Source organism: uncultured Microbacterium sp., from assembly GCF_963524805.1.
In the GTDB taxonomy this organism is placed as follows: domain Bacteria; phylum Actinomycetota; class Actinomycetes; order Actinomycetales; family Microbacteriaceae; genus Microbacterium.
Map to the genome: position 1 here is coordinate 90,458 of NZ_CAURGG010000009.1, position 22,546 is coordinate 113,003.

At 71.2% G+C, this 22,546-nt stretch carries 22 protein-coding genes; 16 read left to right on the forward strand and 6 right to left on the reverse strand.

Annotated elements, in window-relative coordinates:
- The first annotated feature begins 36 nt into the window (after nt 1-36).
- Complete coding sequence (locus RWQ91_RS14975) at nt 37-1,713, forward strand: glycosyltransferase family A protein (RefSeq protein WP_314507587.1); 1,677 nt, start codon at nt 37-39, stop codon at nt 1,711-1,713.
- Between the two features lie 23 nt (nt 1,714-1,736).
- Here the strand turns inward: RWQ91_RS14975 and RWQ91_RS14980 are convergent, their stop codons facing one another.
- Complete coding sequence (locus RWQ91_RS14980; RefSeq protein ID WP_314507590.1) at nt 1,737-2,117, reverse strand: SHOCT domain-containing protein; 381 nt, start codon at nt 2,115-2,117, stop codon at nt 1,737-1,739.
- Between the two features lie 106 nt (nt 2,118-2,223).
- Nucleotides 2,224-3,693, reverse strand: a complete 1,470-nt coding sequence (cls, locus tag RWQ91_RS14985; RefSeq protein WP_314507593.1) for a cardiolipin synthase — start codon at nt 3,691-3,693, stop codon at nt 2,224-2,226.
- A 131-nt stretch (nt 3,694-3,824) separates the two neighbouring features.
- Between cls and RWQ91_RS14990 the strand changes: the two genes are divergently transcribed.
- Nucleotides 3,825-4,619 carry a DUF2510 domain-containing protein gene (locus tag RWQ91_RS14990; protein ID WP_314507596.1) on the forward strand — a complete coding sequence of 265 codons (795 nt, stop codon included), beginning with the start codon at nt 3,825-3,827 and terminating at the stop codon, nt 4,617-4,619.
- A gap of 6 nt (nt 4,620-4,625) precedes the next feature.
- Here the strand turns inward: RWQ91_RS14990 and RWQ91_RS14995 are convergent, their stop codons facing one another.
- On the reverse strand, nt 4,626-5,906 hold the full coding sequence (locus RWQ91_RS14995; protein WP_314507599.1) for a glutamyl-tRNA reductase: 1,281 nt from the start codon (nt 5,904-5,906) through the stop codon (nt 4,626-4,628).
- Between the two features lie 113 nt (nt 5,907-6,019).
- On the opposite strand from RWQ91_RS14995, the gene hemE reads away from it, so the two are divergent.
- From hemE to RWQ91_RS15065, 14 genes are all read left to right on the forward strand, one after another.
- Nucleotides 6,020-7,096, forward strand: coding sequence for a uroporphyrinogen decarboxylase (hemE, locus tag RWQ91_RS15000; RefSeq protein ID WP_314507602.1), 1,077 nt, complete (start codon nt 6,020-6,022; stop codon nt 7,094-7,096).
- Nucleotides 7,097-7,107: 11 nt separating this feature from the next.
- A complete protein-coding gene (locus RWQ91_RS15005) occupies nt 7,108-8,445 on the forward strand; it encodes an FAD-dependent oxidoreductase (protein ID WP_314507604.1) in 1,338 nt (445 codons plus the stop codon).
- Between the two features lie 2 nt (nt 8,446-8,447).
- Nucleotides 8,448-9,140 (forward strand): hydrogen peroxide-dependent heme synthase, encoded by a 693-nt coding sequence (gene hemQ, locus RWQ91_RS15010; protein WP_314507606.1) that lies wholly within the window; start codon nt 8,448-8,450, stop codon nt 9,138-9,140.
- Complete coding sequence (locus RWQ91_RS15015) at nt 9,137-10,318, forward strand: ferrochelatase (RefSeq protein WP_314507609.1); 1,182 nt, start codon at nt 9,137-9,139, stop codon at nt 10,316-10,318. Before hemQ ends, RWQ91_RS15015 begins: the two co-directional genes overlap by 4 nt.
- Nucleotides 10,315-11,262: a hydroxymethylbilane synthase gene (gene hemC, locus RWQ91_RS15020; protein ID WP_399546580.1), complete on the forward strand. Its 948-nt coding sequence runs from the start codon at nt 10,315-10,317 to the stop codon at nt 11,260-11,262. The genes RWQ91_RS15015 and hemC overlap by 4 nt, the downstream gene beginning before the upstream one ends.
- A 19-nt stretch (nt 11,263-11,281) precedes the next feature.
- Nucleotides 11,282-12,280 (forward strand): porphobilinogen synthase, encoded by a 999-nt coding sequence (hemB, locus tag RWQ91_RS15025; protein ID WP_314507615.1) that lies wholly within the window; start codon nt 11,282-11,284, stop codon nt 12,278-12,280.
- Nucleotides 12,277-13,614 (forward strand): glutamate-1-semialdehyde 2,1-aminomutase, encoded by a 1,338-nt coding sequence (locus tag RWQ91_RS15030; protein ID WP_314507618.1) that lies wholly within the window; start codon nt 12,277-12,279, stop codon nt 13,612-13,614. The genes hemB and RWQ91_RS15030 overlap by 4 nt, the downstream gene beginning before the upstream one ends.
- 5 nt (nt 13,615-13,619) lie before the next feature.
- Nucleotides 13,620-14,432, forward strand: a complete 813-nt coding sequence (locus RWQ91_RS15035) for a sulfite exporter TauE/SafE family protein (RefSeq protein WP_314507620.1) — start codon at nt 13,620-13,622, stop codon at nt 14,430-14,432.
- A gap of 44 nt (nt 14,433-14,476) precedes the next feature.
- The gene (locus tag RWQ91_RS15040; protein ID WP_314507622.1) at nt 14,477-14,926 is read left to right on the forward strand and encodes a MaoC family dehydratase N-terminal domain-containing protein; all 450 of its coding nucleotides are present in this window, start codon (nt 14,477-14,479) and stop codon (nt 14,924-14,926) included.
- A complete protein-coding gene (locus RWQ91_RS15045; protein ID WP_314507625.1) occupies nt 14,923-15,336 on the forward strand; it encodes a MaoC/PaaZ C-terminal domain-containing protein in 414 nt (137 codons plus the stop codon). The genes RWQ91_RS15040 and RWQ91_RS15045 overlap by 4 nt, the downstream gene beginning before the upstream one ends.
- Nucleotides 15,337-15,339: 3 nt before the next feature.
- Nucleotides 15,340-16,476 carry a UDP-N-acetylmuramate dehydrogenase gene (locus tag RWQ91_RS15050; protein ID WP_314507627.1) on the forward strand — a complete coding sequence of 379 codons (1,137 nt, stop codon included), beginning with the start codon at nt 15,340-15,342 and terminating at the stop codon, nt 16,474-16,476.
- Between the two features lie 176 nt (nt 16,477-16,652).
- Nucleotides 16,653-17,330 (forward strand): response regulator transcription factor, encoded by a 678-nt coding sequence (locus RWQ91_RS15055; RefSeq protein ID WP_314507747.1) that lies wholly within the window; start codon nt 16,653-16,655, stop codon nt 17,328-17,330.
- A complete protein-coding gene (locus tag RWQ91_RS15060) occupies nt 17,323-18,654 on the forward strand; it encodes an ATP-binding protein (protein WP_314507629.1) in 1,332 nt (443 codons plus the stop codon). The genes RWQ91_RS15055 and RWQ91_RS15060 overlap by 8 nt, the downstream gene beginning before the upstream one ends.
- Before the next feature lie 76 nt (nt 18,655-18,730).
- Nucleotides 18,731-19,135 (forward strand): PepSY domain-containing protein, encoded by a 405-nt coding sequence (locus RWQ91_RS15065; RefSeq protein ID WP_314507631.1) that lies wholly within the window; start codon nt 18,731-18,733, stop codon nt 19,133-19,135.
- Nucleotides 19,136-19,335: 200 nt separating this feature from the next.
- Here the strand turns inward: RWQ91_RS15065 and RWQ91_RS15070 are convergent, their stop codons facing one another.
- The 3 genes from RWQ91_RS15070 to RWQ91_RS15080 form a co-directional block, all read right to left on the reverse strand.
- On the reverse strand, nt 19,336-20,538 hold the full coding sequence (locus RWQ91_RS15070; RefSeq protein ID WP_314507632.1) for a pyridoxal phosphate-dependent aminotransferase: 1,203 nt from the start codon (nt 20,536-20,538) through the stop codon (nt 19,336-19,338).
- A gap of 105 nt (nt 20,539-20,643) precedes the next feature.
- Nucleotides 20,644-20,982 carry a YciI family protein gene (locus RWQ91_RS15075; protein ID WP_314507635.1) on the reverse strand — a complete coding sequence of 113 codons (339 nt, stop codon included), beginning with the start codon at nt 20,980-20,982 and terminating at the stop codon, nt 20,644-20,646.
- Between the two features lie 97 nt (nt 20,983-21,079).
- On the reverse strand, nt 21,080-22,528 hold the full coding sequence (locus tag RWQ91_RS15080; RefSeq protein WP_314507637.1) for an NAD(P)/FAD-dependent oxidoreductase: 1,449 nt from the start codon (nt 22,526-22,528) through the stop codon (nt 21,080-21,082).
- Nucleotides 22,529-22,546 lie beyond the last annotated feature (18 nt).

Here is a 22,546-nt window from a genome sequence, read left to right on the forward strand (position 1 = left end):
CGTGACGGGCTGAAGATCCTGACGTTGTGTGGGACGATGAGCACCGCTTCCCTCGTGACGGCCGAGCGCGCGCCGCGCGCGCCCTCCGCCCAGCCGCGCGTCAGCGTCGTGGTCCCGGTGTTCCGCCCCGGTGCCGGCATCGATGAGCTGATCGCGTCCCTCGACCGGCAGACCCTTCCTGCGTCGCAGTTCGAGGTGCTGCTGTGCGACGACGGATCCGGCGACTCGACGCTCGGTCGCCTCGAGCAGATCGCCGCGGCCCGCCCGCATGTCCGGGTGCTGCCGCTGTCGCACACCGGCTGGCCGGGAACCCCCCGCAACCACGGCATCGATGCGGCATCCGGCATGTACGTGTTCTTCGCAGATCAGGACGACCGCCTGTTCGAGGGCGCGCTCCAGCGGCTGTGCGACTACGCGGACGAGCAGGAATCGGACGTCGTGATCGGCAGAGTCGTCGGCGTCGGTCGCCCGATCCCGCGCGCCATCTTCCGGCGGGACGTGCCGCAGGCGGTGCTCGGGACCGATCCGCTGCTCGAGCTGCTCACTCCTCACAAGCTGTTCCGCACGGAGTTCCTCCGGCGCAACGCCATCCGTTTCCCGGACGGGCGGGTGCGCCTGGAGGACCACCTCTTCGTGATGAAGGCGTACTTCACCGCCGGCACGATCTCGATCCTCGCCAGCGCACCCTGCTACGCGTGGCTCAAGAACAAGGGCAGCGCGAGTTCGTCGCGGATCGACCCGGCGACCTACTTCCCGCACCTCGAGCGGGTGCTGGATCTGGTGGAGGAGAACACCGAGCCCGGAGCGCTGCGCGACGACCTGCTGCGGCACTGGTACCGCGGCAAGATCCTCTCGCGCCTCGGCGGTCGGCGGATGCTGCGCTATCCGGACGACTATCGCGCGCGGTTCCTCGACGTCGTGGTCCCCATCGTGCGCTCGCGGTTCTCGGAGGCCGTCGAGCGGGAACTTCCCTTGCCGCTGCGGGTCCGCTCGGTCCTCCTGCGGCACGGCCATCGCGACCAGCTCCTGCGCCTCGCGGAGTTCGAAGCCGCGATGACGTGCGAAGCCGACGTGGCCTCGGTGCGGTGGACGCGGCTGGGCAAACTCGTCCTGACGGTGCGCTATCGCTTCGTCCGTGGCGGAGAAGACGCCCTGCTCTTCAGCGACGCCGCCGACAGCACGACGGATGCCGGGCGCCCCGGTGTCAGGCCGGTCTCGCAGTGGCGCCCTCCGGAAGGCCTGGCGGAGGTTCTGGATCCTGCCATCCTGGATGCGACCGGCGACCTCCAGCGCGATCACGCCACCCTGGCGATCCGGGACCCCTCCGGCGAGGAACGACGAGTGCGGGGCCGGATGTCACTCGGCGGAACGACGGCGGCCTTCACGATCGATCCGGTCCACCTCTACGCCCGCGGGGATCGATCCGCCGGCGGCGCGCTGGTGACCCGCGTGCGGCATGCGGGCTGGAGCTTCGACGCACCGCTGACGGCCGACCCGGCGATGATCGCGCGCGTGCGACGTTCGCCGCTGCTCGCCGGGCGCACGGTCGAGCTGCGCTCCGACCCAGAGGGCACGGTGGAGATGCGTCGTGGCGGGCCCCATGGACGCCGCAGGGATGCCGTCGCCCGAGCGGCGCGAAGAGCGTGGGCGTTCGCGCGCTCGGCATCGCGCGCGCTGCGCGCAAGCGAAAGTCCTCCGCCCCCGGCGAGGTAGGGGGCGGAGGACTTCGCGTCCGATCAGGCCAGAGCCTTGGCCTTCAGGCTGTCGAACTCCGCCTGGGTGATCGCGCCGGAGTCCAGCAGCTTCTTGGCCGACTCGATCTCCGCGGTGGGCGAGGACGAACCGCCCGCCACCTCGCGGATGTAGCTGTTCTGCGCCGCCTGAGCCTCGCGCGCCTCGGCGACCTTGCGTTCGGTCATGCCGCGTCCACGTGCGATGAGGTAGATGAAGGCGGCGAGGAAGGGCAGGAACACGAGGAAGAGGACCCACAGAGCCTTGCCCCAGCCGTTGAGGCTCGGGTCACGGAAGATGTCGATGATGATGGTGATGAAGATCCAGATGCACGCGATGGCGACGTACACCCAGAAGATCCAGATGAAGAATTCCCAAATGTTCAATTGACTGCCTTCTCTGTCGGTGGCGGCGAAATCGCGGCCGATGATGGGACCATCCTCAACGCCCCGGTCGCGCTGTGCGTCATGCCGAAGGGGTGACTTTCGCCCATCAGTTGACCGCCGAGGTCAGTCGTGCCAGCCCGTCGAAGAAGGTCGATTTCACCGGCTCCTGACGCCATTGCTCGAGCGTGAGCTCGCGGCCGGCATCCCGGTAGCCCTGCTCCACCGCTCGCATCCCGCGCACGAACGACGCCCCGCGCACGAGCAGGGAGGACTCGGCGTTGAGGCTGAACGAGCGGATGTCCATGTTGCTGGATCCGATGAAGGCGATGTCGTCGTCGATCGACATGTGCTTGGCATGCAGGATGTACGGCGCGGGGTACATGAAGATGCGCACGCCCGCCTCGAGCAGGTCGCTGTAGTACGAGCGCTGCGCGTGCCCCACGAGCCACTGGTCGGCCTGTTCCGAGACGAAAAGCTGCACCTCGAGGCCTCGCTGGCAGGCCGTGGTGATCGCGTAGACCATGGCCTCGTCAGGAACGAAGTACGGGCTGGTGATGATCACCTTCTCCGTCGCGCCGTAGATGAGCGACAGGAACATCCGCAGGTTGTTCTCGGTGGGGTAGCCGGGCCCGCTCGGCACGACCTGGCACACGAGAGCGTCGGGCGGGTCGTCCCTGATCAGCTCGGTACCGGGAACGTGCTCGGACTCGAGCAGTTCGCCGGTCTCGATCATCCAGTCCGACAGGAACACGGAGTTGACGGATGCCACCACGGGCCCGGTCAGGCGCGTCATGAGCTCCTGCCACTGCAGGCCGCGCTTGATGTTCTTGGGGGAGTCGTACGTGCGCGCGATCAGGTTCTGCGATCCCATGTAGGCCACGTGCCCGTCGACGACCACGAGCTTGCGGTGATTGCGCAGATCGGGCCGCTGGTATTTGCCCTTCAAAGGCATGACGGGCAGCATCCACGCCCACTTCACGCCGATGCGGTCGAGTTCCGCGAAAGACTCCTTGCTGCCGGGGATCTTCGCCGACGGGAGGTGATCGGCCAGCAGCCGCACCGTGACGCCGCGCGTGACGGCGCGCTCCATCGCGGCGAAGAACCCCCGAGTCGTCTCGTCCCACGCCACGATGAAGAACTCCACGTGCACGAACGTCGTGGCGGTGTCGATCTCGGCCGCCATCGCGTCGATCGAGGCCTGATAGTCGCCGAGCAGGGTCGCGGTGTTCCCGCCCACCGCCGGAAGGGCGGTGAGCCTGAGGTTCTGATCGACCAGGCGCTGGAACCAGCGCGGCCACGTGGCGGCCTCCACCGGCTCGGTGCGGTCGCCCACGCGTTCAGCGATGATGGCGTCGACCCGCGTCTGGGCGTCGCGGCGCTTCTTCGGCAGGCGGAAGCTGCCGATCAGCAGGAACAGGATGATGCCCACGTAGGGCAGCAGGGCGATCAGCAGCAGCCACGCCATCGCGGCCGTGGGCTTGCGTCGACGCGGGATGATCAGCAGCGCGGCGATGACGATCGCGGCATGAACGGCGACGAGGAGGATCGTGACGAGGTCGGAGGCAGCATTGTCCATTTGAGCGTCACGCTATCGCCCCCTTGCATGCGGCGCCTCATCCCGCAAGGACGAAAGGGCTGCCCGCCCCCTCGGATAGGCTTCCCGTGCGATCCGCGCCGCGACGGCGATGGCGCGAGAGGGACGAGCGCATGGCCACCACACCCCCGGGCTGGTACGACGACGAGCGCGGCGCGCTGCGCTGGTGGGACGGCGCGCAGTGGACCGAGCACGTGCAGACTCCGGATGCCGAGTCTGCCCCCGGCGACGCGCCGGCCGCGCCGGTGGCCGGGTCGCCGGCCTCCGCTGTGCCCGACGAGCTCGCGTCCTCGGGTGATCACGTGCCCTCCGCGCCCCCGGGGTACCCCGGCGGCTTCCCGGGAGGGTCGGCACCCTCGGGAGCGTTCATCGCGGCGACAGAGCCGAAGAAGTCGAAGCTGTGGATCCTGTGGGTGGTGCTGGGTGTCGCCCTGATCGGCCTCGTGGTGCTCGCCACGGTGCTCATCCCCGTGCTGATCGGCGTGTTCGGCGGCGCGGCGGGCGGCGGCAGCAGTTCAGGCGCGAACGGCGACGACGAGGCTGCGGCCGTGGCGGCCGTGCAGCTGTACGACGACGCGTGGGCGACCGGAGACTGCGAGAAGTTCGAGGCCGCGACGACGCAGAGCTTCCGCGAGGCCTCGGAGATCCCGGATTGCGCGTCGTTCACAGCGGCGTCGCAGGGCTTCGTCGACTCGGTCGAGGATTACGAGCTCACCGTCGTGTCGGTGGAGTCGGAGACGGACGAGCAGATCACCGTGACGACCGCCGAGACCTATCTGAGCAGGTACGACGAGGACGGCAACCCGACGGACGAGGCGCTGCCCTTCCAGGATGACATCGTGTACGTCCTGGTGCCGTCCGACGACGGCTGGGCGATCGACTCGGCGGCCAACCAGGCCGCGGGCTGAGGAGCCTCAGGCTTCGGCGATACCGGCGTCGGGCGTCTGACCGGCCGGCCGCCGCAGGGGTGTCACCGATCCCTCCAGCGCGGCAGGGTCGATTCCGAAGACGGCGGCCAGCCCGGCTTCGAAGTTCGCGACGCGTCCACCGGCCGCGAGCTCGCGCGCGCGCTGCGTCGGGTCGTGCAGCAGCGCGCCCGCGAAGTGGCGCAGCGCCTCGGCGACGGCGGCCGACTGTTCGGCGGGGACCGATTTCGAGGCGAGCCGGGTCAGCTCGCTGTCGAGCGCATCGAACACGTGGCGGCGCAGCGCGACGATCGCCGGCGCCGCGATCTGCTCGGCCGCGAAGGCTCCGGCGGCCGAGGAGACCAGCACGCGTGCCGTCGCGTCGGGGGCGAGCATCGGCAGGCGGGCGTGCGTGGCGATCAGCTCGAGATCCATCAGCTCGACGCCCGGCAGTCGGCCGACGGCAGGGTCGACGTTGCGAGGAAGCCCCAGGTCGATGATGGTCCGGCGCGCGTCGTCGGGAACGTCCTCGACGGTGACGGAATACGTGTTCGTGCACGTGATCACGACCTCGGCCGAGGCGACGGCATCCCGCAGATCGTGCTCGGCGCGCACGCCGTACTTCTCTGCGAACCGCTCGGCGCGACCCGTGAGCGAGTAGACGGCCAGCTGCGAGACGCCCAGGGTGCGCAGGGCCGCAACGGTCGTGGCGGCATAGTTGCCCGTGCCGACGATCAGCGCGCGGGTCTGGCGCCAGTCGGTCACCCGGGTGCCGGCGAGCTGCAGCGCGAACTGCACGAGGGATCTGCCGGCCTTGCCCAGCGAGGTGGCGGCGCGCACGTCGCGCGAGACCTTGGCGGCCCGCTGGAACGCGGTGTCCAGCTCCGGAGTGGTCGTGTGGGCGCTGCGGGCCGTCTCATACGCGCGCCGCACCTGGCCGGCGATCTCCTCTTCGCCCACGGCCAGGGACTCCAGCCCCGAGGTCACCGCGAACAGGTGGTGCAGGGCGGGAGCCCCCACCATCACCTCAGCGCGCTCTCGCAGGGTGTCGTGCGCGAGCCCGGCCGCTCCTGCGAGGCCCCGCAGCGTGCTCTCTGCGATGCTGGTGTCGGCGCCGGAGGCGACATCGAGATACGCCTCCACGCGATTGCACGTCGAGACCAGCACCGCCCCGCGCGCGCGGCCATCCTCTGTCAGGGTGGTCGCCGAGGAAGCCGTCACGGCCTCCGAGAGGCGACCGAGCAGATCGAAGTCCGCCGTCCGGTGGGACACGGAGACGCAGAGCAGCACCCCTCCATGGTACGTAACCATGGCTGAGCAGTGGTCCCGCGTGACGCATGGGCCGGAGCGAGCACGCGGGGCGCGGGCCTTCGGCATCGCCGGGCGGTGGGACAATGGTCCATATGTCTTCCCCCGCATCGCACCCGCTCGGTGACGGTCGGACCGCCGAGTCTCCGCTGATCCGAGCACTGCGCGGCGACCGTCCGGAACGGACCCCCGTCTGGTTCATGCGTCAGGCCGGGCGCAGCCTGCCGGAGTATCGGGAGCTGCGTGTGGGCACCGCGATGCTCGATGCGTGCCTGAACCCCGAGCTCGCCAGCGAGATCACCCTTCAGCCCGTGCGCCGCCACGGCGTCGATGCCGCGGTCTTCTTCAGCGACATCGTCATCCCCCTCCGGCTCGCCGGCGTGCCGGTCGAGATCGTCCCCGGGCGCGGTCCCGTGCTCGAGACGCCGATCCGCTCGGCCTCCGACATCCTGCGTCTGCGCCCCATCGATCCCGACGCCCTGGACCCCATCCGCGAGGGCGTCGCGCGCACGGTCGCCGAACTCGGCAGCACCCCCCTCATCGGGTTCGCGGGTGCGCCGTTCACCCTGGCGTCGTACCTGGTCGAGGGCGGCCCGTCGAAGGATCAGCTGCGCGCGCGCAGCCTCATGGTGTCCGATCCCCACGCCTGGGCGCAGCTGCTGAACTGGTGCGCCGACGTGTCCGGGGCGTTCCTGCGCGCCCAGGTCGAGGCCGGCGCCAGTGCGGTGCAGCTGTTCGACTCGTGGGTCGGGTCGCTGTCGCGCCACGACTACCAGCGCCGGGTGGCTCCGCACTCGCGGCGGACGCTCTCCGCCCTGCGCGGTCTGGACATGCCGGTCATCCACTTCGGCGTCGGCAGTGGCGAAGTTCTCGATCTGATGGCGGGCATCGGGGCGGACGCGGTCGGCGTGGACTGGCGGCTTCCGCTCGATGAGGCGTCGCGCCGGCTGGGCGGCGACGTCGTGCTCCAGGGCAACATCGACCCCGCCTGGCTGGGAGCGCCGTGGGACAAACTCGAGGCCCATGTGCTGGATGTCCTCGAGCGGGGAAAGGCCGCCCCGGCACACGTGGTGAATCTCGGTCACGGTGTGCCGCCCGAGACCGACCCCGACGTGCTGACGCGCATCGTCCGCCTGGTGCATGACGCGTCGATGGGCGAGCGCGCGGTCTGATCGGCCGACCCATGCCTCTGCTGCCCGACGGCTCCTTCGCACCCGCCTCATCCCGCCCGCGGGTGCTGGTGGTCGGCGGCGGCGCGGCGGGCCTCGTGATCGCGCGAGATCTGGCGCGCGCGGGCGTCGCCGTGACGATCCTCGAGGCATCCGATCGGGTCGGCGGTCAGCTCGCGTCCGCACGAGTCGACGGGCTCGAGGTCGATACGGCGGCCGAGTCGTTCGCGACGCGCAACGGGACGGTGGCGGCGCTGGCCGCCGAGCTCGGGCTGGGCGAGGACCTGGTGCGGCCGCTCGAGCGTCCCGCGTGGGTGATCGGCGCCGGAGGGCGCGCACATCCGCTGCCGGCCGCGAGCGTCCTCGGCATCCCCGGCGACCCGCTCGCGCACGATGTCGCGTCCGCGATCGGTCGCCTTCGCACCTGGCGCGCCGCGCTGGACCGGCTGTCGCCCCTGCGACCCCCCGAGGCGTATCGGTCGCTCGGAGATCTCGTTCGACGTCGGATGGGCGCGGGAGTGCTCACCGAACTCGTCGCCCCCGTCGTGCGCGGGGTCTACTCGACCACTCCCGACGAGCTGCCGCTCGCGCTTGCCTCTCCGGGCCTGCCCGACGCGCTGCGCGCGAACCGTTCGCTCGGCGCGGCGGTGCTCACTCTGCGTGCGGCCAGCGCAGCAGGCTCTCAGGTCGCGGGGCTGCGCGGAGGCGTGCACCGCCTCGCGACAGCCCTGGCGATGGATGCGGCCGCTCATGGGGCGCGGATCATCCTGGGTGCGCGCGTGACCGGCGTGGATGCGACCGGCGTGACGCTCGCCGACGGAGAGGTTCTGGAGGGGCGGGTCGTCATCGCCGCGGCGTCTGCCGCCGGCCCCGCGCCCCGCACGCGCGCCATCACCGTCGCCGTCGCCGTCCTCGACGCCCCCGACCTCGATGCCGCGCCGCGCGGGACCGGCGCACTCATCACATCAGGAGCCCCGGGGATCACCGCACGCGCGTTGACGCACTCGTCGGCGAAGTGGGCGTGGGTGGCCGATTCGCTGCCGACGGGCCGCCACCTCGTGCGGCTCTCGTACGATGAATTGCCGGATGATCCGGAGGCCACGGTGGCCGCAGACCTGCGGGCCGTGACGGGCGCCCGGGTCGGCCCCATCCGCGACCTCCACGTGCGCACATGGACGCGGACCCTGCAGGCGGCGCCCGCACCGCCCGGCGGGATCGCGGTCGGCGAGGCGGCCGGCACGACCGGACTGGCCGGGATCGTCGCCGCCGCTCGTGCGAGGGCACAGCGGATCATCGGCGAAGCGGACAGCACAGACGCGAAGGCCGCCCGTTCGGGCGGCACGGAAGGATGAGCATGACCAACGAGACCTCCGAGCGGGTCGGCTACGCACTGTGGGCGGTCTTCGCCCGCCCCGTCGGCCAGCGCGCGGGATCCGACCCCGACAGCACCATGCTCGACACCGCGACGTTCCAGACGGCGGCCGCCGGCCTCGAGGCCTCGGGCGTGATCCTGCGCGGCATCTACGACGTATCGGGGCTGCGCTCCGACGCGGACATCATGCTCTGGCTCACCGGCGATGACGCGCAGCGTCTGCAGTCAGCGCTGCGCTCGCTGCGGCGGACCGCGTCGCTCGCGCCGCTCGTTCCGCGCTGGAACGCTCTGGGCGTGCACCGCGATGCGGAGTTCACCCGCGACCACGCGCCGTCGTTCATGCGCGGCCTGCCGCCCAAGCAGTGGGTGAGCGTCTATCCGTTCGTCCGCAGTCTCGACTGGTACATCCTCCCCGAGGACGAACGCCGCGGGATGCTGGGCGAGCACGGCCTGAAGGGGCGCGACTTTCCGCAGGTGCAGCCGAACACCGTCGCCGCTTTCGCGCTCGGAGACTACGAGTGGATCCTCGCGCTCGAGGCCGATGACCCCATCCACCTCGTCGACATGATGCGGCACCTGCGCGCCACCGAGGCGCGGCGCCACGTCCGCGAAGAGGTCCCGTTCTTCACGGGCCGGCTCATCGGCATCGACGAGCTCGCGGAGGTGCTGTCGTGACCGAGGCGGCTGAGCCGATCCTGGGGGCGAGCGAGGCCGCGGCATCCGGTCAGCCGCACGTGACGCAGGGAACGCCCTACGACGGCATCCTCCTCGCGGGCTTCGGCGGACCCGAGGGACAGGACGACGTCATCCCGTTCCTGCGCAACGTGACCCGGGGGCGCGGCATCCCGGACGAGCGGCTCGAAGAGGTGGCCCACCACTACCGCCACTTCGGCGGCATCAGCCCGATCAACGCGCAGAACCGCGCGCTGAAGGCGGCGATCGAGGCCGAGCTCGCCGCCCGCGGCATCGACCTGCCGGTGTACTGGGGCAATCGCAACTGGGCGCCCTACCTCGAAGAGGCGGTGCAGGATGCCGCTGCGGCCGGCGACCGGACGCTGCTGGCGATCGCCACGAGCGCGTACAGCTCGTATTCCAGCTGCCGGCAGTACCGCGAGGACCTCGCCCGCGTCCTGACCGAGACGGACCTGCTGGGGACGGTCACGATCGACAAGGTCCGCCAGTTCTTCGACCACCCGGGCTTCGTCCACGCGTTCACCGAGGGCGTCACGAACGCGGTCCGCGAGCTGATCGCCGACGGGATCGCGCCGGGCCGCATCCGGGTCCTGTTCTCGACCCACAGCATCCCCACCTCCGACGCGCAGCGCTCGGGACCGCGGGATCGCGACTTCGGTCCCGGCGGGGCGTACGCCGCCCAGCATGAGGCCGTCGGAGGCTTCGTGATGGACCGCGTGATCGAAGCGGTGCCGGAGGCCTCCGAGACCGGGTGGGAGCTGGTCTACCAGTCGCGCTCGGGCCCGCCCACGCAGCCGTGGCTCGAGCCGGACGTGTGCGACGTGATCGGCGAACTGCCCGGCCGCGGCATGGAAGCCGTGATCATCGTGCCGCTCGGCTTCGTCAGCGACCACATGGAAGTGATGTGGGACCTCGACACCGAGGCGATGGAGGCGGCGCAAGAGGCCGGCATCCGTGCCGTGCGCACGCCGACCCCCGGCGTGGACCCGGCGTTCGTCAGCGGACTGGTCGACCTGGTCGAGGAGCGCCGAAACGGCACGCCCGCCGCGGAGCGTCCGCACCTGACCGATCTCGGACCCTGGTTCGACGTCTGCCGCCCGGCATGCTGCGAGAACGTGCGCGCCGGGTTCAAGCCCGCGGTGTCGGGAGTGGCCCCATGACGGCCATGTCCGCACCGGGAGCTCCACTGCGGGTCGGCACGCGTGCGAGCGCGCTCGCGGTCGCCCAGACCTCCGCGATCGCGGCGCACCTGGGCCCGTACGAACTGGTGACGATCACCTCCGAGGGCGATCGCTCCTCGGCGCCGCTCGCCTCCCTCGGCGGCACCGGCGTGTTCGTCTCCGCCCTGCGCGACGCGCTGCGGGCCGACCAGGTGGATGTCATCGTGCACTCGATGAAGGACCTGCCGACCGGTCCTGCCGAGGGCATCGTGCTCGCGGCCGTTCCGGTGCGCGCCGACGCGCGCGACGCCCTGGCCACCCGTGACGGGGTGACGCTGGCCGGGCTCCCGACCGGCGCGCGCGTGGGCACCGGATCGCCGCGGCGACGCGCGCAGCTGCTCGCCGCACGACCCGACCTGGACGTGGTCGGCATCCGGGGCAATGTCGACACCCGCCTCGGCCGCCTGTTCGACGCCGACGAGGACCGCCGGGTCGACGGGCTCGTGCTCGCCGCCGCCGGCCTGGAACGTCTCGGGCGACTGGGCGAGGCATCCGAACTGCTCGATCTGGCGATCTGGCCGACCGCGCCCGCCCAGGGCGCCCTCGCCCTCGAGGTGCGCGCCGACGCGCCCGCCGCGCTGCGCGCACGGGTCGCCGCCGTCGATGATGCGTCGACGCACCTCGCCGCCGCGGCCGAGCGCGGCGTGCTGGCCCGGCTCGAAGCCGGGTGCTCGGCGCCGATCGCCGCCCACGCGACAGTCTCGGCGCGATCGCGCGAGGGCGCCGCCATCACGCTCACCGCGACGGTCTTCGCGCCCGATGGCCGCAGCGAGCTGACGGTGGTCGAAACCGGCGCCGATCCGCTGGAGGTCGCCGATCGCGTCGCCGCCGCGCTGCTCGAGCGCGGAGCCGCCGCCCTGGCGCCGCTGGGAAGCGCGCGATGAGCGCCGGAAGGAAACAGCCATGACCACGACGCCCGTCCCCGACATCCGTCCGCGCCGCACCCGCAGCACCCCCGGGTGGCGGCGGCTGGTGGCGCAGACGCGCCTGCACCCCGCGGAACTGGTGCTGCCCATGTTCGTGCGCGAGGGCGTGAGCGAGCCCGTGCCGATCGCCTCGATGCCCGGTGTCGTCCAGCACACGCTCGACTCGCTCAAGGGTGCGCTGCAGGATGCGGCCGAGGCGGGCGTCGGGGGCATCATGCTGTTCGGCGTGCCGGAGCACAAAGACGCGATCGGCTCGGGCGCCGATGACCCCGACGGCATCCTCAACGTCGCGACCCGCGTCGCGGCCGCCGAGGTGGGTGACGCGCTGGTCGTGCAGACCGACCTGTGCCTGGACGAGTTCACCGATCACGGCCACTGCGGCGTGCTCGATGCCGGCGGCCGCGTGGACAACGACGCCAGCCTGGACCGCTACCGCTCGATGGCTCTCGCTCAGGCGTCGGCCGGGTCAGCGCTGCTGGGACTCTCGGGAATGATGGACGGGCAGGTGCGCGCGGTGCGCGACGTGCTCGATGCGAACGGCCATCAGGATGCCGCGATCCTCGGCTACGCGGCGAAGTACGCCTCCGCCCTCTACGGGCCGTTCCGCGAGGCCGTGCAGTCCTCCCTCGAAGGCGACCGCCGCACCTACCAGCTCGATCCGGCGAACGGACGCGAGGGCGTTCGCGAGGCCGCCATCGACATCGACGAGGGCGCCGACATCGTCATGGTCAAGCCCGCCTCGCTGTACCTGGACGTGCTCTCGCGCGTGGCTGCGGCATCCACCGTCCCGGTCTGGGCCTACCAGGTCAGCGGCGAGTACTCCATGATCGAGGCGGCCGCCGCGAACGGCTGGATCGATCGTCGCCGGGCGGTGCTCGAATCCCTCGTCTCGATCCGCCGTGCCGGTGCCGACGGCATCCTGACCTATTGGGCCGTCGAGGCTGCTCGCCTCATCCGGGAAGGGCACACCGCATGAGCAACGAGACCGAGTTCGCGCGTGCCCAGGCGGTCATTCCGGGCGGGGTCAACTCGCCCGTGCGCGCGTACCGCTCCGTCGGCGGCACCCCCCGCTTCCTCGTGTCCGCCCGTGGTCCGTACGTGACCGACGTGGACGGCCGCGAGTACATCGACCTGGTGTGCTCGTGGGGTCCCGCCCTGCTCGGGCACGCACACCCGGACGTCGTGCGCGCTGTGCAGGATGCCGCCACCCGGGGTCTCTCGTTCGGCGCGACCACCCCGGGCGAGGCCGAACTCGCCGAGCTTCTGCGCGAGCGCACCACCGTGCTGGGCACGCGTCAGTTCGATCGCGTGCGGCTGGTCTCCACCGGCACGGAGGCCACGATGACCGCCGTGCGGCTGGCGCGCGGTGCCACCGGCCGCGACCTGATCATCAAGTTCGCCGGGCACTACCACGGCCACTCCGACGGCCTTCTGGCCGAATCCGGATCGGGCGTCGCCACTCTGGGCCTGCCCGGATCCGCCGGCGTCCCCGCCGGTGTCGCGGCGCTCACGATCGTGCTGCCCTACAACGACCTGGCTGCGGTCGAAGAGACCTTCGCCGCCCACCCCGGACGGATCGCGGCGGTCATCACCGAGGCGGCGGGCGCGAACGCGGGCGTCCTCGTGCCCGACCCCGGCTTCAACCAGGCCCTGTGCGAACTCGCGCACCGTGAGGGCGCGCTGCTGATCGTCGACGAGGTGCTCACCGGCTTCCGCGTGAATCGGGCCGGATGGTGGGGCCTGGAGGCGGAGCGCGCCGGCGGCGCGCTGTGGACGCCTGATCTGGTCACCTTCGGCAAGATCGTGGGCGGCGGGCTGCCGCTGGCCGCGGTGGCCGGTCGCGCCGAGATCATGGAGCTGCTCGCCCCGTTGGGGCCGGTCTACCAGGCGGGCACGCTGAGCGGCAATCCGATCGCCGTCGCGTCCGGCTTGGCGACCCTCCGCGCGGCCGACGAGGGGGTCTACGCACGGATCGTCCACTCCGCGGCCCGATTGTCGGGTGCGGTCGAAGACGCCTTCGCGGCCCAGGATCTGCCCGTGGAGGTCTCGCGGGCCGGCAACCTGTTCTCTCTCGCGTTCCGCGCGGGCGCCGTGCGCGACTACGACGACGCGAAGCACCAGGACGCCTGGCGCTACCGCGCATTCTTCGGATCGATGCTCGCGCAGGGCATCAGTCTGCCCCCCAGCGTGTTCGAGGCGTGGTTCCTGTCGGCCGCGCACACCGACGTGGAACTGGACCGCATCGTCGCCGCGCTGCCGGCCGCCGTCCGCGCCGCGGCGGACGCCCCGGAGCCGGAACCGGCAGGATAGGCAGCATGCCCGAGATCGCAGCGCCCGGCACCGAGCCCAGGGGCGCGAAGTACATCCTGACGTGCCTCGGCATCGGACTGCTCGCCGGGCTCATGTCGGGACTCTTCGGGGTCGGGGGCGGAACGGTGATCGTGCCGCTGCTGGTGCTGATCCTCGCGTACGACCAGCGGCTGGCCGCCGGGACCTCGCTTGCGGCCATCGTCCCCACCGCCACGGTCGGGGTGATCTCGTACGCGCTGGCCGACTCGGTGGCGTGGATCCCGGGACTGATCCTGGCCGCCGGCGCGGTCGTCGGCGCGCAGATCGGCACCTGGCTGCTCCCCAGGGTGTCGCTGATCGCGCTCCGGTGGAGCTTCATCGCCTTCCTCGTCGCGGTGATGGTGAGCCTGTTCATCGTCGTCCCGTCCCGCGATGCCGGTCTGCCGCTCACGGTCTGGTCGATCGTCGGCCTGGTGGTGCTGGGCCTGGTCACCGGCACCGTGTCCGGCCTCATCGGGGTCGGTGGCGGCATCATCGTCGTGCCCGCGCTCATGCTGTTCTTCGGAACGAGCGACCTGATCGCGAAGGGCACGTCGCTGCTCATGATGATCCCGGCCGCGATCTCGGGCACGGTCGGCAACCTGCGTCGCGGCAACGTCGACCTGCCCGCCGCAGCACTCATCGGAGTGGCGGCGATCACGACCACGACCCTCGGCGCGTGGCTGGCCCGACTTCTGGATCCGTTCTGGGCGAATGTGCTGTTCGTGATCTTCCTCGTGTTCATCGCCGTCCAGCTCGCGGTGCGCACGATCCGCGCCGGCCGCGCCGCTCGCACGTGAGCTGCCGCCGTCGGCGCCCGCGACGGCCTCGGTAGGATTGTCCGGTGCCAGTCAATCCCGAGCTCGTGGGACGCGTGTTCCCCCCGACCGCGCCCTACCTCGTCGGCCGTGAGAAGGTGCGGGAGTTCGCGCGCGCCGTCTTCGCCGACGACCCCCAGCATCTCGATCCCGCCGCCGCGCGGGCACTCGGCTACCCGGATGTGGTGGCTCCGGCGACCTTCGCGATCGTCGTGCAGGAGCAGACCCTGCAGCAGCTGCTCGCCCAGCCGGATTCCGGCATCGTGCTGCAGAACGTGCTGCACGCCGAGCAGCGCTTCCGGTACACGCGCCCCATCGTGGCCGGCGACGAGCTGACCGGAACGCTCACCGTCACCGCCGTCCGCGGGATGCGCGGCAGTGCGATGGTCACCAGCGACGCCGAGATCACCGATGCCACGGGCGCGCACGTCGTCACGGCGACCTCCGTGCTGCTGGTGGGGGAGGGCGAGAAGTGAGCGCCGTCGGCGACGTGCAGGTCGGCCAGACGGTCGCCGAGCGGACGGTCCATCTGACACGTGAGTCGCTCGTGCGCTATGCCGGCGCCTCGGGCGACTTCAACCCGATCCACTACCGCGACGACGTGGCGGCATCCGTCGGTCTTCCCGGCGTGCTCGCGCACGGGATGCTCACGATGGGCTTGGCCGTCGAGACCATCGTGGCGTGGCTCGGCGACGCCGGTCGCATCCTCGAGTACGGCGTGCGCTTCACCCGGCCCGTGGTCGTCGATCCCGAGACCGGCGCAGACCTCGTGATCGTCGCGAAGGTGGGGGCGATCGATGACGAGTCGGCGCGCATCGACCTGACCGTGACGTCGGCTGAGGCGACGGTGCTCGGCAAGGCGCAGGTCCGCGTCAGACTGCCGTAGCCCATGCCCGACGTCGAACCCATTTCGCTCGCGCAGCTGACCACGCTGCGCACCGGCGGCCTCCCCGCGCGCATGATCGATGCGCACACCACCGAAGAGCTCATCGGCGCGTTGCGCGAAGGGTGGGGGCAGGGCGACGAGCTGCTCGTCGTCGGCGGCGGATCCAACCTCTTCGTCGGCGACGACCCGTTCGAGGGCACCGTCGTGCGCGTGCTCACGAGAGGCATCGAGCGGATGCCGTCCCCTCGGCCCGGCTACGCACGGCTGCGGGTCCAGGCCGGCCACGACTGGGACGAGCTCGTGGCCTACGCCGTCGCCGAGGGCCTGGGCGGTATCGAGGCGATGTCCGGCATCCCCGGCACCGTCGGTGCGGCGCCCGTGCAGAATATCGGCGCGTACGGTCAGGAGATCGTCCAGACCCTCGCCGCGGTGGAGCTGATCGACGAGGGCGCGGACGAGGTCCTGACGGTCCCGGCATCCGAGCTCGGCCTGGGCTTCCGGACGTCGGTTTTCAAGCACCACTACGGATCGGTCGCGGCGCGGCCGGCGGTGATCCTCTCCGTGACGTTCGAGCTGCCCGAGGTGGGCCACGGTGATCGGCCGGTCGCGGGCGATCAGCTGCGGACGGCCCTCGGCCTCCAGCCCGGCGCGGAGGTGTCGCTCGCCTGGGTGCGCGAGCACGTGCTGGAGACCCGGCGGCGGAAGGGAATGGTGCTCGATGCCGACGACCCCGACACCTACAGCGCGGGCTCGTTCTTCCAGAACGCGATAGTGTCGGCGTCCTTCGCCCGGACGCTCCCTCCCGAGTGCCCGCGGTGGCCGGTGACCCCCGACCTCGACCCGGTTCTGGTGATCCCCCTCGCCTCCTATGACGGCTACGTGCCGGCCGCGGTGAGTGAGGAGTCCGACGTCAAGGTGAGCGCCGCCTGGCTCATCGAGCACTCCGGCCTTCGCAAGGGGTTCAAGCTGCCGCGATCGCGCGCGGCCCTGTCGAGCAAGCACGCACTGGCCCTCACCAATCGGGGGAGCGGCTCGGCCGAGGAGCTCGCCCAGCTGGCCCGGTTCATCCAGGGACGCGTGCAGTCCGAGTTCGGTCTGGTTCTGCAGCCCGAGCCGGTGCTCGTGGGCGTCGAGCTCTAGCCTGGGCGCTCCCGCCCCTCGTCCCTCTCTGCCGAAAGCCCGGTCCGTCACCCGACACGCCGGGCGGCGGCATCCCGTCACGGCGTGTCTGCGTGACCGACCGGGCTTTTCGCATCAGTCGTTCTGCGGACACCGGCTTCAGCGCGGCTTCAGCGCGCATGAGCCACGATGGACTCATGCGACTGCTCGTGGTGGACGATGAGCCGCGCCTGGCCGAAGGACTCAAGCGGGGGCTGGAGGCGGAGGGCTTCGCCGTCGACGTCGCGCACACCGGGACCGACGGGCTGTGGCTCGCCCGCGAGCAGCAGTACGCGGCGATCCTGCTGGACATCATGCTCCCCGGCATGAACGGGTACGTCGTGTGCCGGACCCTCCGGGACGAGCAGATCTGGACGCCGGTGCTCATGCTGACCGCCAAGGACGGTGAGTGGGATCAGGTCGAAGGACTCGACACCGGTGCCGACGACTACCTGACCAAGCCGTTCTCGTTCGCCGTGCTGCTCGCCCGGCTGCGCGCCCTCATCCGTCGCGGCGCCGGTGCGCGCCCGGCGATCCTGGCCGTCGGCGATCTCACCCTCGATCCGGCCGCGCGCGAGGTGCAGCGCGGCGGCACGCCCATCGAGGTGACGACCCGCGAGTTCGCGGTGCTGGAATTCCTCATGCGGCGCGCGGGCGAGGTCGTGCCGAAGTCCGAGATCCTCGACGGCGTCTGGGACTTCGCCTTCGAGGGCGACCCCAACATCGTCGAGGTCTACGTCGGGCATCTGCGCGCGAAGATCGACCGGCCCTTCGGCCGCGAGAGCATCCGCACGATCCGCGGCGCAGGCTACCGGATCGGCGCGGACGATGCCTGACGGCGAGCGGCAGCGGCCCGGCATCCGCATCCGGATCACCGCCGTGGCGGCATCCATCGTCGCCCTCGCGCTCGCCCTCGGGGCCGTCGGCTTCTGGGTCACGCTCAGCACCGCCCTGCACGCGCAGGTCGACGCGGCCGGTCGGCAGGACGCCGAGGCGTTCGCCGATCAGGTGGATGCCGCCGGACCGCAGTCGCTGCCGGACATCGACGACGAGCGCTTCTGGCAGGTGATCGACCGCGACAGCGGCACCGTCGTCGCCGCCAGCGACGCCGCCGAGGATCTCGGCGCGCTCGCCGATCGCGAGGGCGCTGCCCCCGGGCTGATCCGCCTGGATTCCGAAGACGCGCCGTTCGCCGTGGCGGTCGAGCGGGTCGGCGGCGATTGGATCGTGGTCGCCGGCCGCAGCACAGAGGAGATCGACGCGACGCTGGCCACCGTCGGGCTGCTGCTCGCTGTCTCCGTGCCGATCGTCGTCGGCGTCGTCGCGCTGACGACATGGTTCGCCGTCGGGCGCTCGCTGGCCCCCGTCGAACGCATGCGCCGCCAGGTCGAGCGGCTGTCGGCATCCGACCTGTCCTCGCGCGTCGACAAGCCACCCACCCGCGACGAGATCGGACGCCTCGCCCACACGATGAACGGGATGCTGTCGCGGCTCGAGGACTCCCAGCTCGCCCAGCGTCGATTCATCTCGGACGCCTCGCACGAGCTGAAATCCCCGCTCGCGTCGCTGCGCCAGTACGCCGAGGTCGCCAGGGCTCACCCCGACCGCATCAGCTCGCAAGAGCTCAGTGACGCCGTCCTGGACGAGGGCGCTCGTCTCGAGCGGCTCGTGCAGGGGATGCTGGTGCTCAGCCGCGCGGACGAGGGCGCTCTCGCGCTCACGGTGACCGACGTGGACCTGGACGATCTGCTGCTCGTGGAGGCGGGACGTCTGCGCGCGCTCGGCGCGATCGACGTCGACGTCGGCGGTCTTCATCCCGCCCGCGTCCGGGGCGATCTGGGGCTGCTGCGGCAGGTCACCCGCAACCTGGCCGACAACGCCGCCCGGCACACTCGGGGGCGCGTCGCGCTCGGCGCGACGCAGACGTCATCGGGCGCGCTGTTCACGATCGAGGACGACGGCGAAGGCATCCCCGAGGCCGAGCGCGGCCGGGTGTTCGAGCGGTTCATCCGCCTCGACGAGGCCCGAGCGCGGGATGCCGGCGGCAGCGGGCTGGGCCTGGCGATCGTGCGCGAGATCGTGCGTGCGCACGGCGGAGACGTGCGTGTGGATGCCGGGCGCTGGGGCGGTGCGCGCTTCGTCGTGTCGCTTCCCGGCTGAGCGCCGTCGCTTCAGGCTGGCTTCAGCCGCCGCGCGGGATCGTGGTGTCCTCACCCGTTCCGAGCAGGAGGACCCCATGCGCACACCCGTCATCTGGATCGTCAGCACCGTCGCCACGGTCGGGCTGATCGCCGCCGGCACCGCCGTCGCGCTCGCCGCGACCTCGGCCCCGAGCCCCGCCGTGGCCGATCCCTCGCCGTCGGCATCCCTCGTCGACGACAGTGATGTGCGATCGGCCTCGGCCGTGCCGTCCGCGTCGGCGGCATCGGACATCGAAGCCGCGATCGCGGCCGCACTGGCCGCGGCCGGCCCCGGAACGGTGGTCGACGCCGAGGTCGATGACAACCCCGACTACGCCTACGAGATCGACGTGCGGCGCGACGCCGGCGGCGTCGTCGAGGTGAAACTCGACGCGGCGCTCAGGGTGGTCTCGTCCGAGGTCGACGACCGCGGCTCCGACGATCGCTCTTCGGACGACTGACCCGTCGTTCTCGCGGCAGCCGGCCGGGGGCCGACCTCGATGAGATCGCCCAACCGCGCCCGGTGGTCCGGATGCAGGTTGGCGGTCGCGGCGGCCAGTTCGGTGAGTGCGCTGATGAATCCCATGTCGGCTCCTTTGTGCGGTCGTTCGCTCAGTGCGACGAACGAGAGCACGCGGGATCGACAGTTCCGCGCGGAGTTCTAAGAGCCGAAGAGCTCCTGCATGCGGCGGACGCCCTCACGCAGCGGCTCGTCGCCCAGGGCGTACGACAAGCGCAGGTAGCCGCTCGGGCCGAACGCCTCGCCCGGCACCACCGCGACCTCCACCTCATCGAGGATCAGGTCGGCGAGCTCCAGCGACGTCGTCGGCGTCTTGCCGCGCCACTCGCGCCCGAGCAGACCCTGCACATCGGGATAGACGTAGAAGGCGCCCAGCGGGTTGGGCACGGTGACGCCGTCGATCTTGGCCAGCTCCTCGACGATGAGCTTCCGGCGCCGGTCGAACGCGAGCCGGAAGTCCTCCGCCTCGGTCTGCGGCCCGGTGAGGGCGGCCAGGGCGGCGCGCTGCGCGATGTTGTTCACATTGCTCGAAAGGTGCGACTGCAGGTTGGCCGCGACCTTGATCGCGTCCTTCGGGCCGACCATCCAGCCCACGCGCCAGCCGGTCATCGCGTAGGTCTTGGCGACGCCGTTGACCAGGATCGTCTGACCTGCCACATCCGGCACGGCCTCGACGATCGACATCGCGCGGGCCCCCTCGTAGACGAGGTTCTGATAGATCTCGTCGGTGATGATCCAGATGCCGTGCTCGAGCGCCCACTCGCCGATCGCCTTCGTCTCATCGGGCGTGTACACCGATCCCGTCGGGTTCGACGGCGAGACGAAGACCAGCACGGTCGTGCGCTCCGTGCGTGCCGCCTCGAGCTGCGGGACCGTGACCTTGTAGTCCTGCTCCGCTCCGGCGAACACCTCGACGGGGGTGCCGTCGGCCAGGGCGATCGCCTCGGGATAGGTCGTCCAGTACGGCGCGGGAAGCAGCACCTCATCCCCGGGGTTCACCACCGCCTGGAACGCCTGGTACACCGCCTGCTTTCCGCCGTTGGTCACGACGATCTGCGAAGCGTCGACCTCGAGGCCGGAGTCGCGCAGGGTCTTGGCGGCGATCGCCTCCCGCAGCACCGGAAGCCCGACGGCGGGCGTGTAGCGATAGTTCGCCTTGTCGTGCAGGGCCTCGGCGGCGGCATCCACGATGAACTGCGGCGTGGCGAAGTCCGGCTCGCCGGCCGCGTAGCTGATCACGGGTCGTCCGGCAGCCTGCAGGGCCTTGGCCTTCGCGTCGACCTTGAGGGTCGCCGACTCGGCGATGGCGGAAAGCTTTCGAGAGAGTGGAGCTCGTTCTGTCACGGTACGAGCGTAGCCGCCCGGCCGTGCCGGGCCGAGGGAGCTGCCCTCCAAGCCGACAGGTTCCGCCGGGGCGCGACCCTGACCGCGCGCCCCGGCAGAACCGGATCAGGCGAGATCGAGGGGCCAGGCCGGTCGCAGCTCGATGATCCCCGAGGTGGCCATCGGATGCCGCGACGCGATCTGGATCGCCTCATCCATGTCCGCGCAGTCGAGGATGTCGAATCCGGCGATCCACTCGTGCGTTTCGGCGAAGGGTCCGTCCGTGACGTTCACACTGCCGTTGCGGCGGCGGATGGTCTTCGCGTCGGACGGCGGCCGCAGCCGATCGCCGTCGACGGCCTTGCCGCCGCCGTAGGTCTCATCGACCCACTCCTGGATCGTGACGGGTGGCTCTTCCGTGCCTTCCCGGCTCGGATCCACCACTACGAGCATCAGAAACTTCATCGCGTGTCCTTCCTCTGGAGCGACGTTACGTGAAGGGCGTCGAACGCCGCGTCAGCCGATCGACAAAGTCCGCGAAAAAGATCTCAGGCCTCGGCGATCAGCCCGTCGGGGCGGCCCTCAGCAGGTCGCGGGCGGCCAGGCCGATGATGGCGCTGTAGGTCGGATACGCGAACTTCACCCGGGCCAGAGTAGCGACGTCGATGCCCGCGGCCATGGCCGTGGTGACGGACTGGATGACCTCGACCGCGTTCTCGCCCACCGCGTGCGCGCCGAGGATGAGCTCGCGGCGGTTGTCGGCGATGAGCTTGAGGAACCCGACGCCGCGGTCGTCGATCACCGCGCGCTCGAGGTGGTCATAGCGGGCGACGGCGACGACGCACTGGGGATCGCGGGCCCGCGCCTGCTCCTCGGTCAGGCCCACGCCGGCGTAGTCGGGGTCGGTGAACCCGCCCGCCGGCAGCAGGTGGTGGGGCGTGCGCCGATTCGCTCCCAGCACCGCGTTCTCGGCTGCCGCCTCTCCCTCGAACTGGGCCGCCTGCACGAGCATGTCCCTGCCGTTCGCATCCCCTACGGCGAAGATGTGCGACGCCGAGGAGTGGAAGTAGTCATCGACGGGGATGGCCGAGCGCTGCACCTCCACGCCGGCGTTCGCCAGCCCCAGGTCTTCGACGTCGGCCGGCCAGCCGGTGGCCATCACCACCGCGTCGAACACGTCGACGTGCTTCGCCTGTGCGTCAGTCCAGGTGAGGGCGATGCGGTCGTCCTCGGCGGAGGCCAGCGACTCGACGCCCGAGATCCCCGTGTGCACGGACATGCCCTGCGCGAGGAAGGCCGCGGTGACCACGGCCGAGATCTCGGCGTCAGAGGCCATGAGCACCCTGGGCGCGAGGTCGAGCAGGGTGACCTCCGACCCGAGCGAATCGAAGACCGTGGCCAGCTGCATCCCGGTGTTGCCCGCGCCGATGATCGCGACGCGACGCGGCAGCCGCGGCAGATCCAGCACGTGCTCGGGAACCGTCGCCAACTCCGCGCCGGGGATCGGCAGGCGGCGGGAATGGCCACCCACGCACACGATGATCCGGGATGCCGTCACCCGGCGCCCCGACTCGAGCGCGAGTGTGTGCGCACTCTCGAAGCGCGCACGACCCTCCTGCCGCAGCACGATGCCGGCGTCGGTGAAGCGAGCGGGTTCCTGCTTGATGGCGCGGACGCCGTCGACGCGTTCCCGCACGCGGGCGACGGTGCCGGGCCAATCGATCACGGGAGGTCCGACCTCGATGCCGTACGCATCGGCCGAGCGGATCTCCCGCATGAGCCGGGCCGCTTTGGCGAGCACGCGGGTGGGCACGCAGCCGGTGTTCACACACGTTCCGCCCGTGCGGTCGGTCGCCTCGAGCACGACGACGCGCGCGCCGAGCTCCGCAGCGCGCAGCGCGGCTGCGGTGCCCGCGGGGCCCGCTCCGATGACGGCGACGTCGTATGTCTCGGCAGGCGCTTCTGCCGGGGCATCCGATGTCGATGTTCCGAGGGCTTCCGCGATGCTCATGTGCGTCCTTCCGACAGG

Bases quoted from the DNA above. Each gene is read 5' to 3' on its own strand.
- hemB (WP_314507615.1), top strand. From the start codon at position 11,282: ATGACCACGACGCCCGTCCCCGACATCCGTCCGCGCCGCACCCGCAGC.
- RWQ91_RS15055 (WP_314507747.1), top strand. From the start codon at position 16,653: ATGCGACTGCTCGTGGTGGACGATGAGCCGCGCCTGGCCGAAGGACTC.
- RWQ91_RS15050 (WP_314507627.1), top strand. From the start codon at position 15,340: ATGCCCGACGTCGAACCCATTTCGCTCGCGCAGCTGACCACGCTGCGC.
- RWQ91_RS15075 (WP_314507635.1), bottom strand. From the start codon at position 20,982: ATGAAGTTTCTGATGCTCGTAGTGGTGGATCCGAGCCGGGAAGGCACG.
- cls (WP_314507593.1), bottom strand. From the start codon at position 3,693: ATGGACAATGCTGCCTCCGACCTCGTCACGATCCTCCTCGTCGCCGTT.
- RWQ91_RS15080 (WP_314507637.1), bottom strand. From the start codon at position 22,528: ATGAGCATCGCGGAAGCCCTCGGAACATCGACATCGGATGCCCCGGCA.
- hemE (WP_314507602.1), top strand. From the start codon at position 6,020: ATGTCTTCCCCCGCATCGCACCCGCTCGGTGACGGTCGGACCGCCGAG.
- hemC (WP_399546580.1), top strand. From the start codon at position 10,315: ATGACGGCCATGTCCGCACCGGGAGCTCCACTGCGGGTCGGCACGCGT.
- RWQ91_RS15035 (WP_314507620.1), top strand. From the start codon at position 13,620: ATGCCCGAGATCGCAGCGCCCGGCACCGAGCCCAGGGGCGCGAAGTAC.
- RWQ91_RS15065 (WP_314507631.1), top strand. From the start codon at position 18,731: ATGCGCACACCCGTCATCTGGATCGTCAGCACCGTCGCCACGGTCGGG.
- RWQ91_RS15005 (WP_314507604.1), top strand. From the start codon at position 7,108: ATGCCTCTGCTGCCCGACGGCTCCTTCGCACCCGCCTCATCCCGCCCG.
- RWQ91_RS15060 (WP_314507629.1), top strand. From the start codon at position 17,323: ATGCCTGACGGCGAGCGGCAGCGGCCCGGCATCCGCATCCGGATCACC.
- RWQ91_RS15030 (WP_314507618.1), top strand. From the start codon at position 12,277: ATGAGCAACGAGACCGAGTTCGCGCGTGCCCAGGCGGTCATTCCGGGC.
- RWQ91_RS14990 (WP_314507596.1), top strand. From the start codon at position 3,825: ATGGCCACCACACCCCCGGGCTGGTACGACGACGAGCGCGGCGCGCTG.
- RWQ91_RS14975 (WP_314507587.1), top strand. From the start codon at position 37: ATGAGCACCGCTTCCCTCGTGACGGCCGAGCGCGCGCCGCGCGCGCCC.
- hemQ (WP_314507606.1), top strand. From the start codon at position 8,448: ATGACCAACGAGACCTCCGAGCGGGTCGGCTACGCACTGTGGGCGGTC.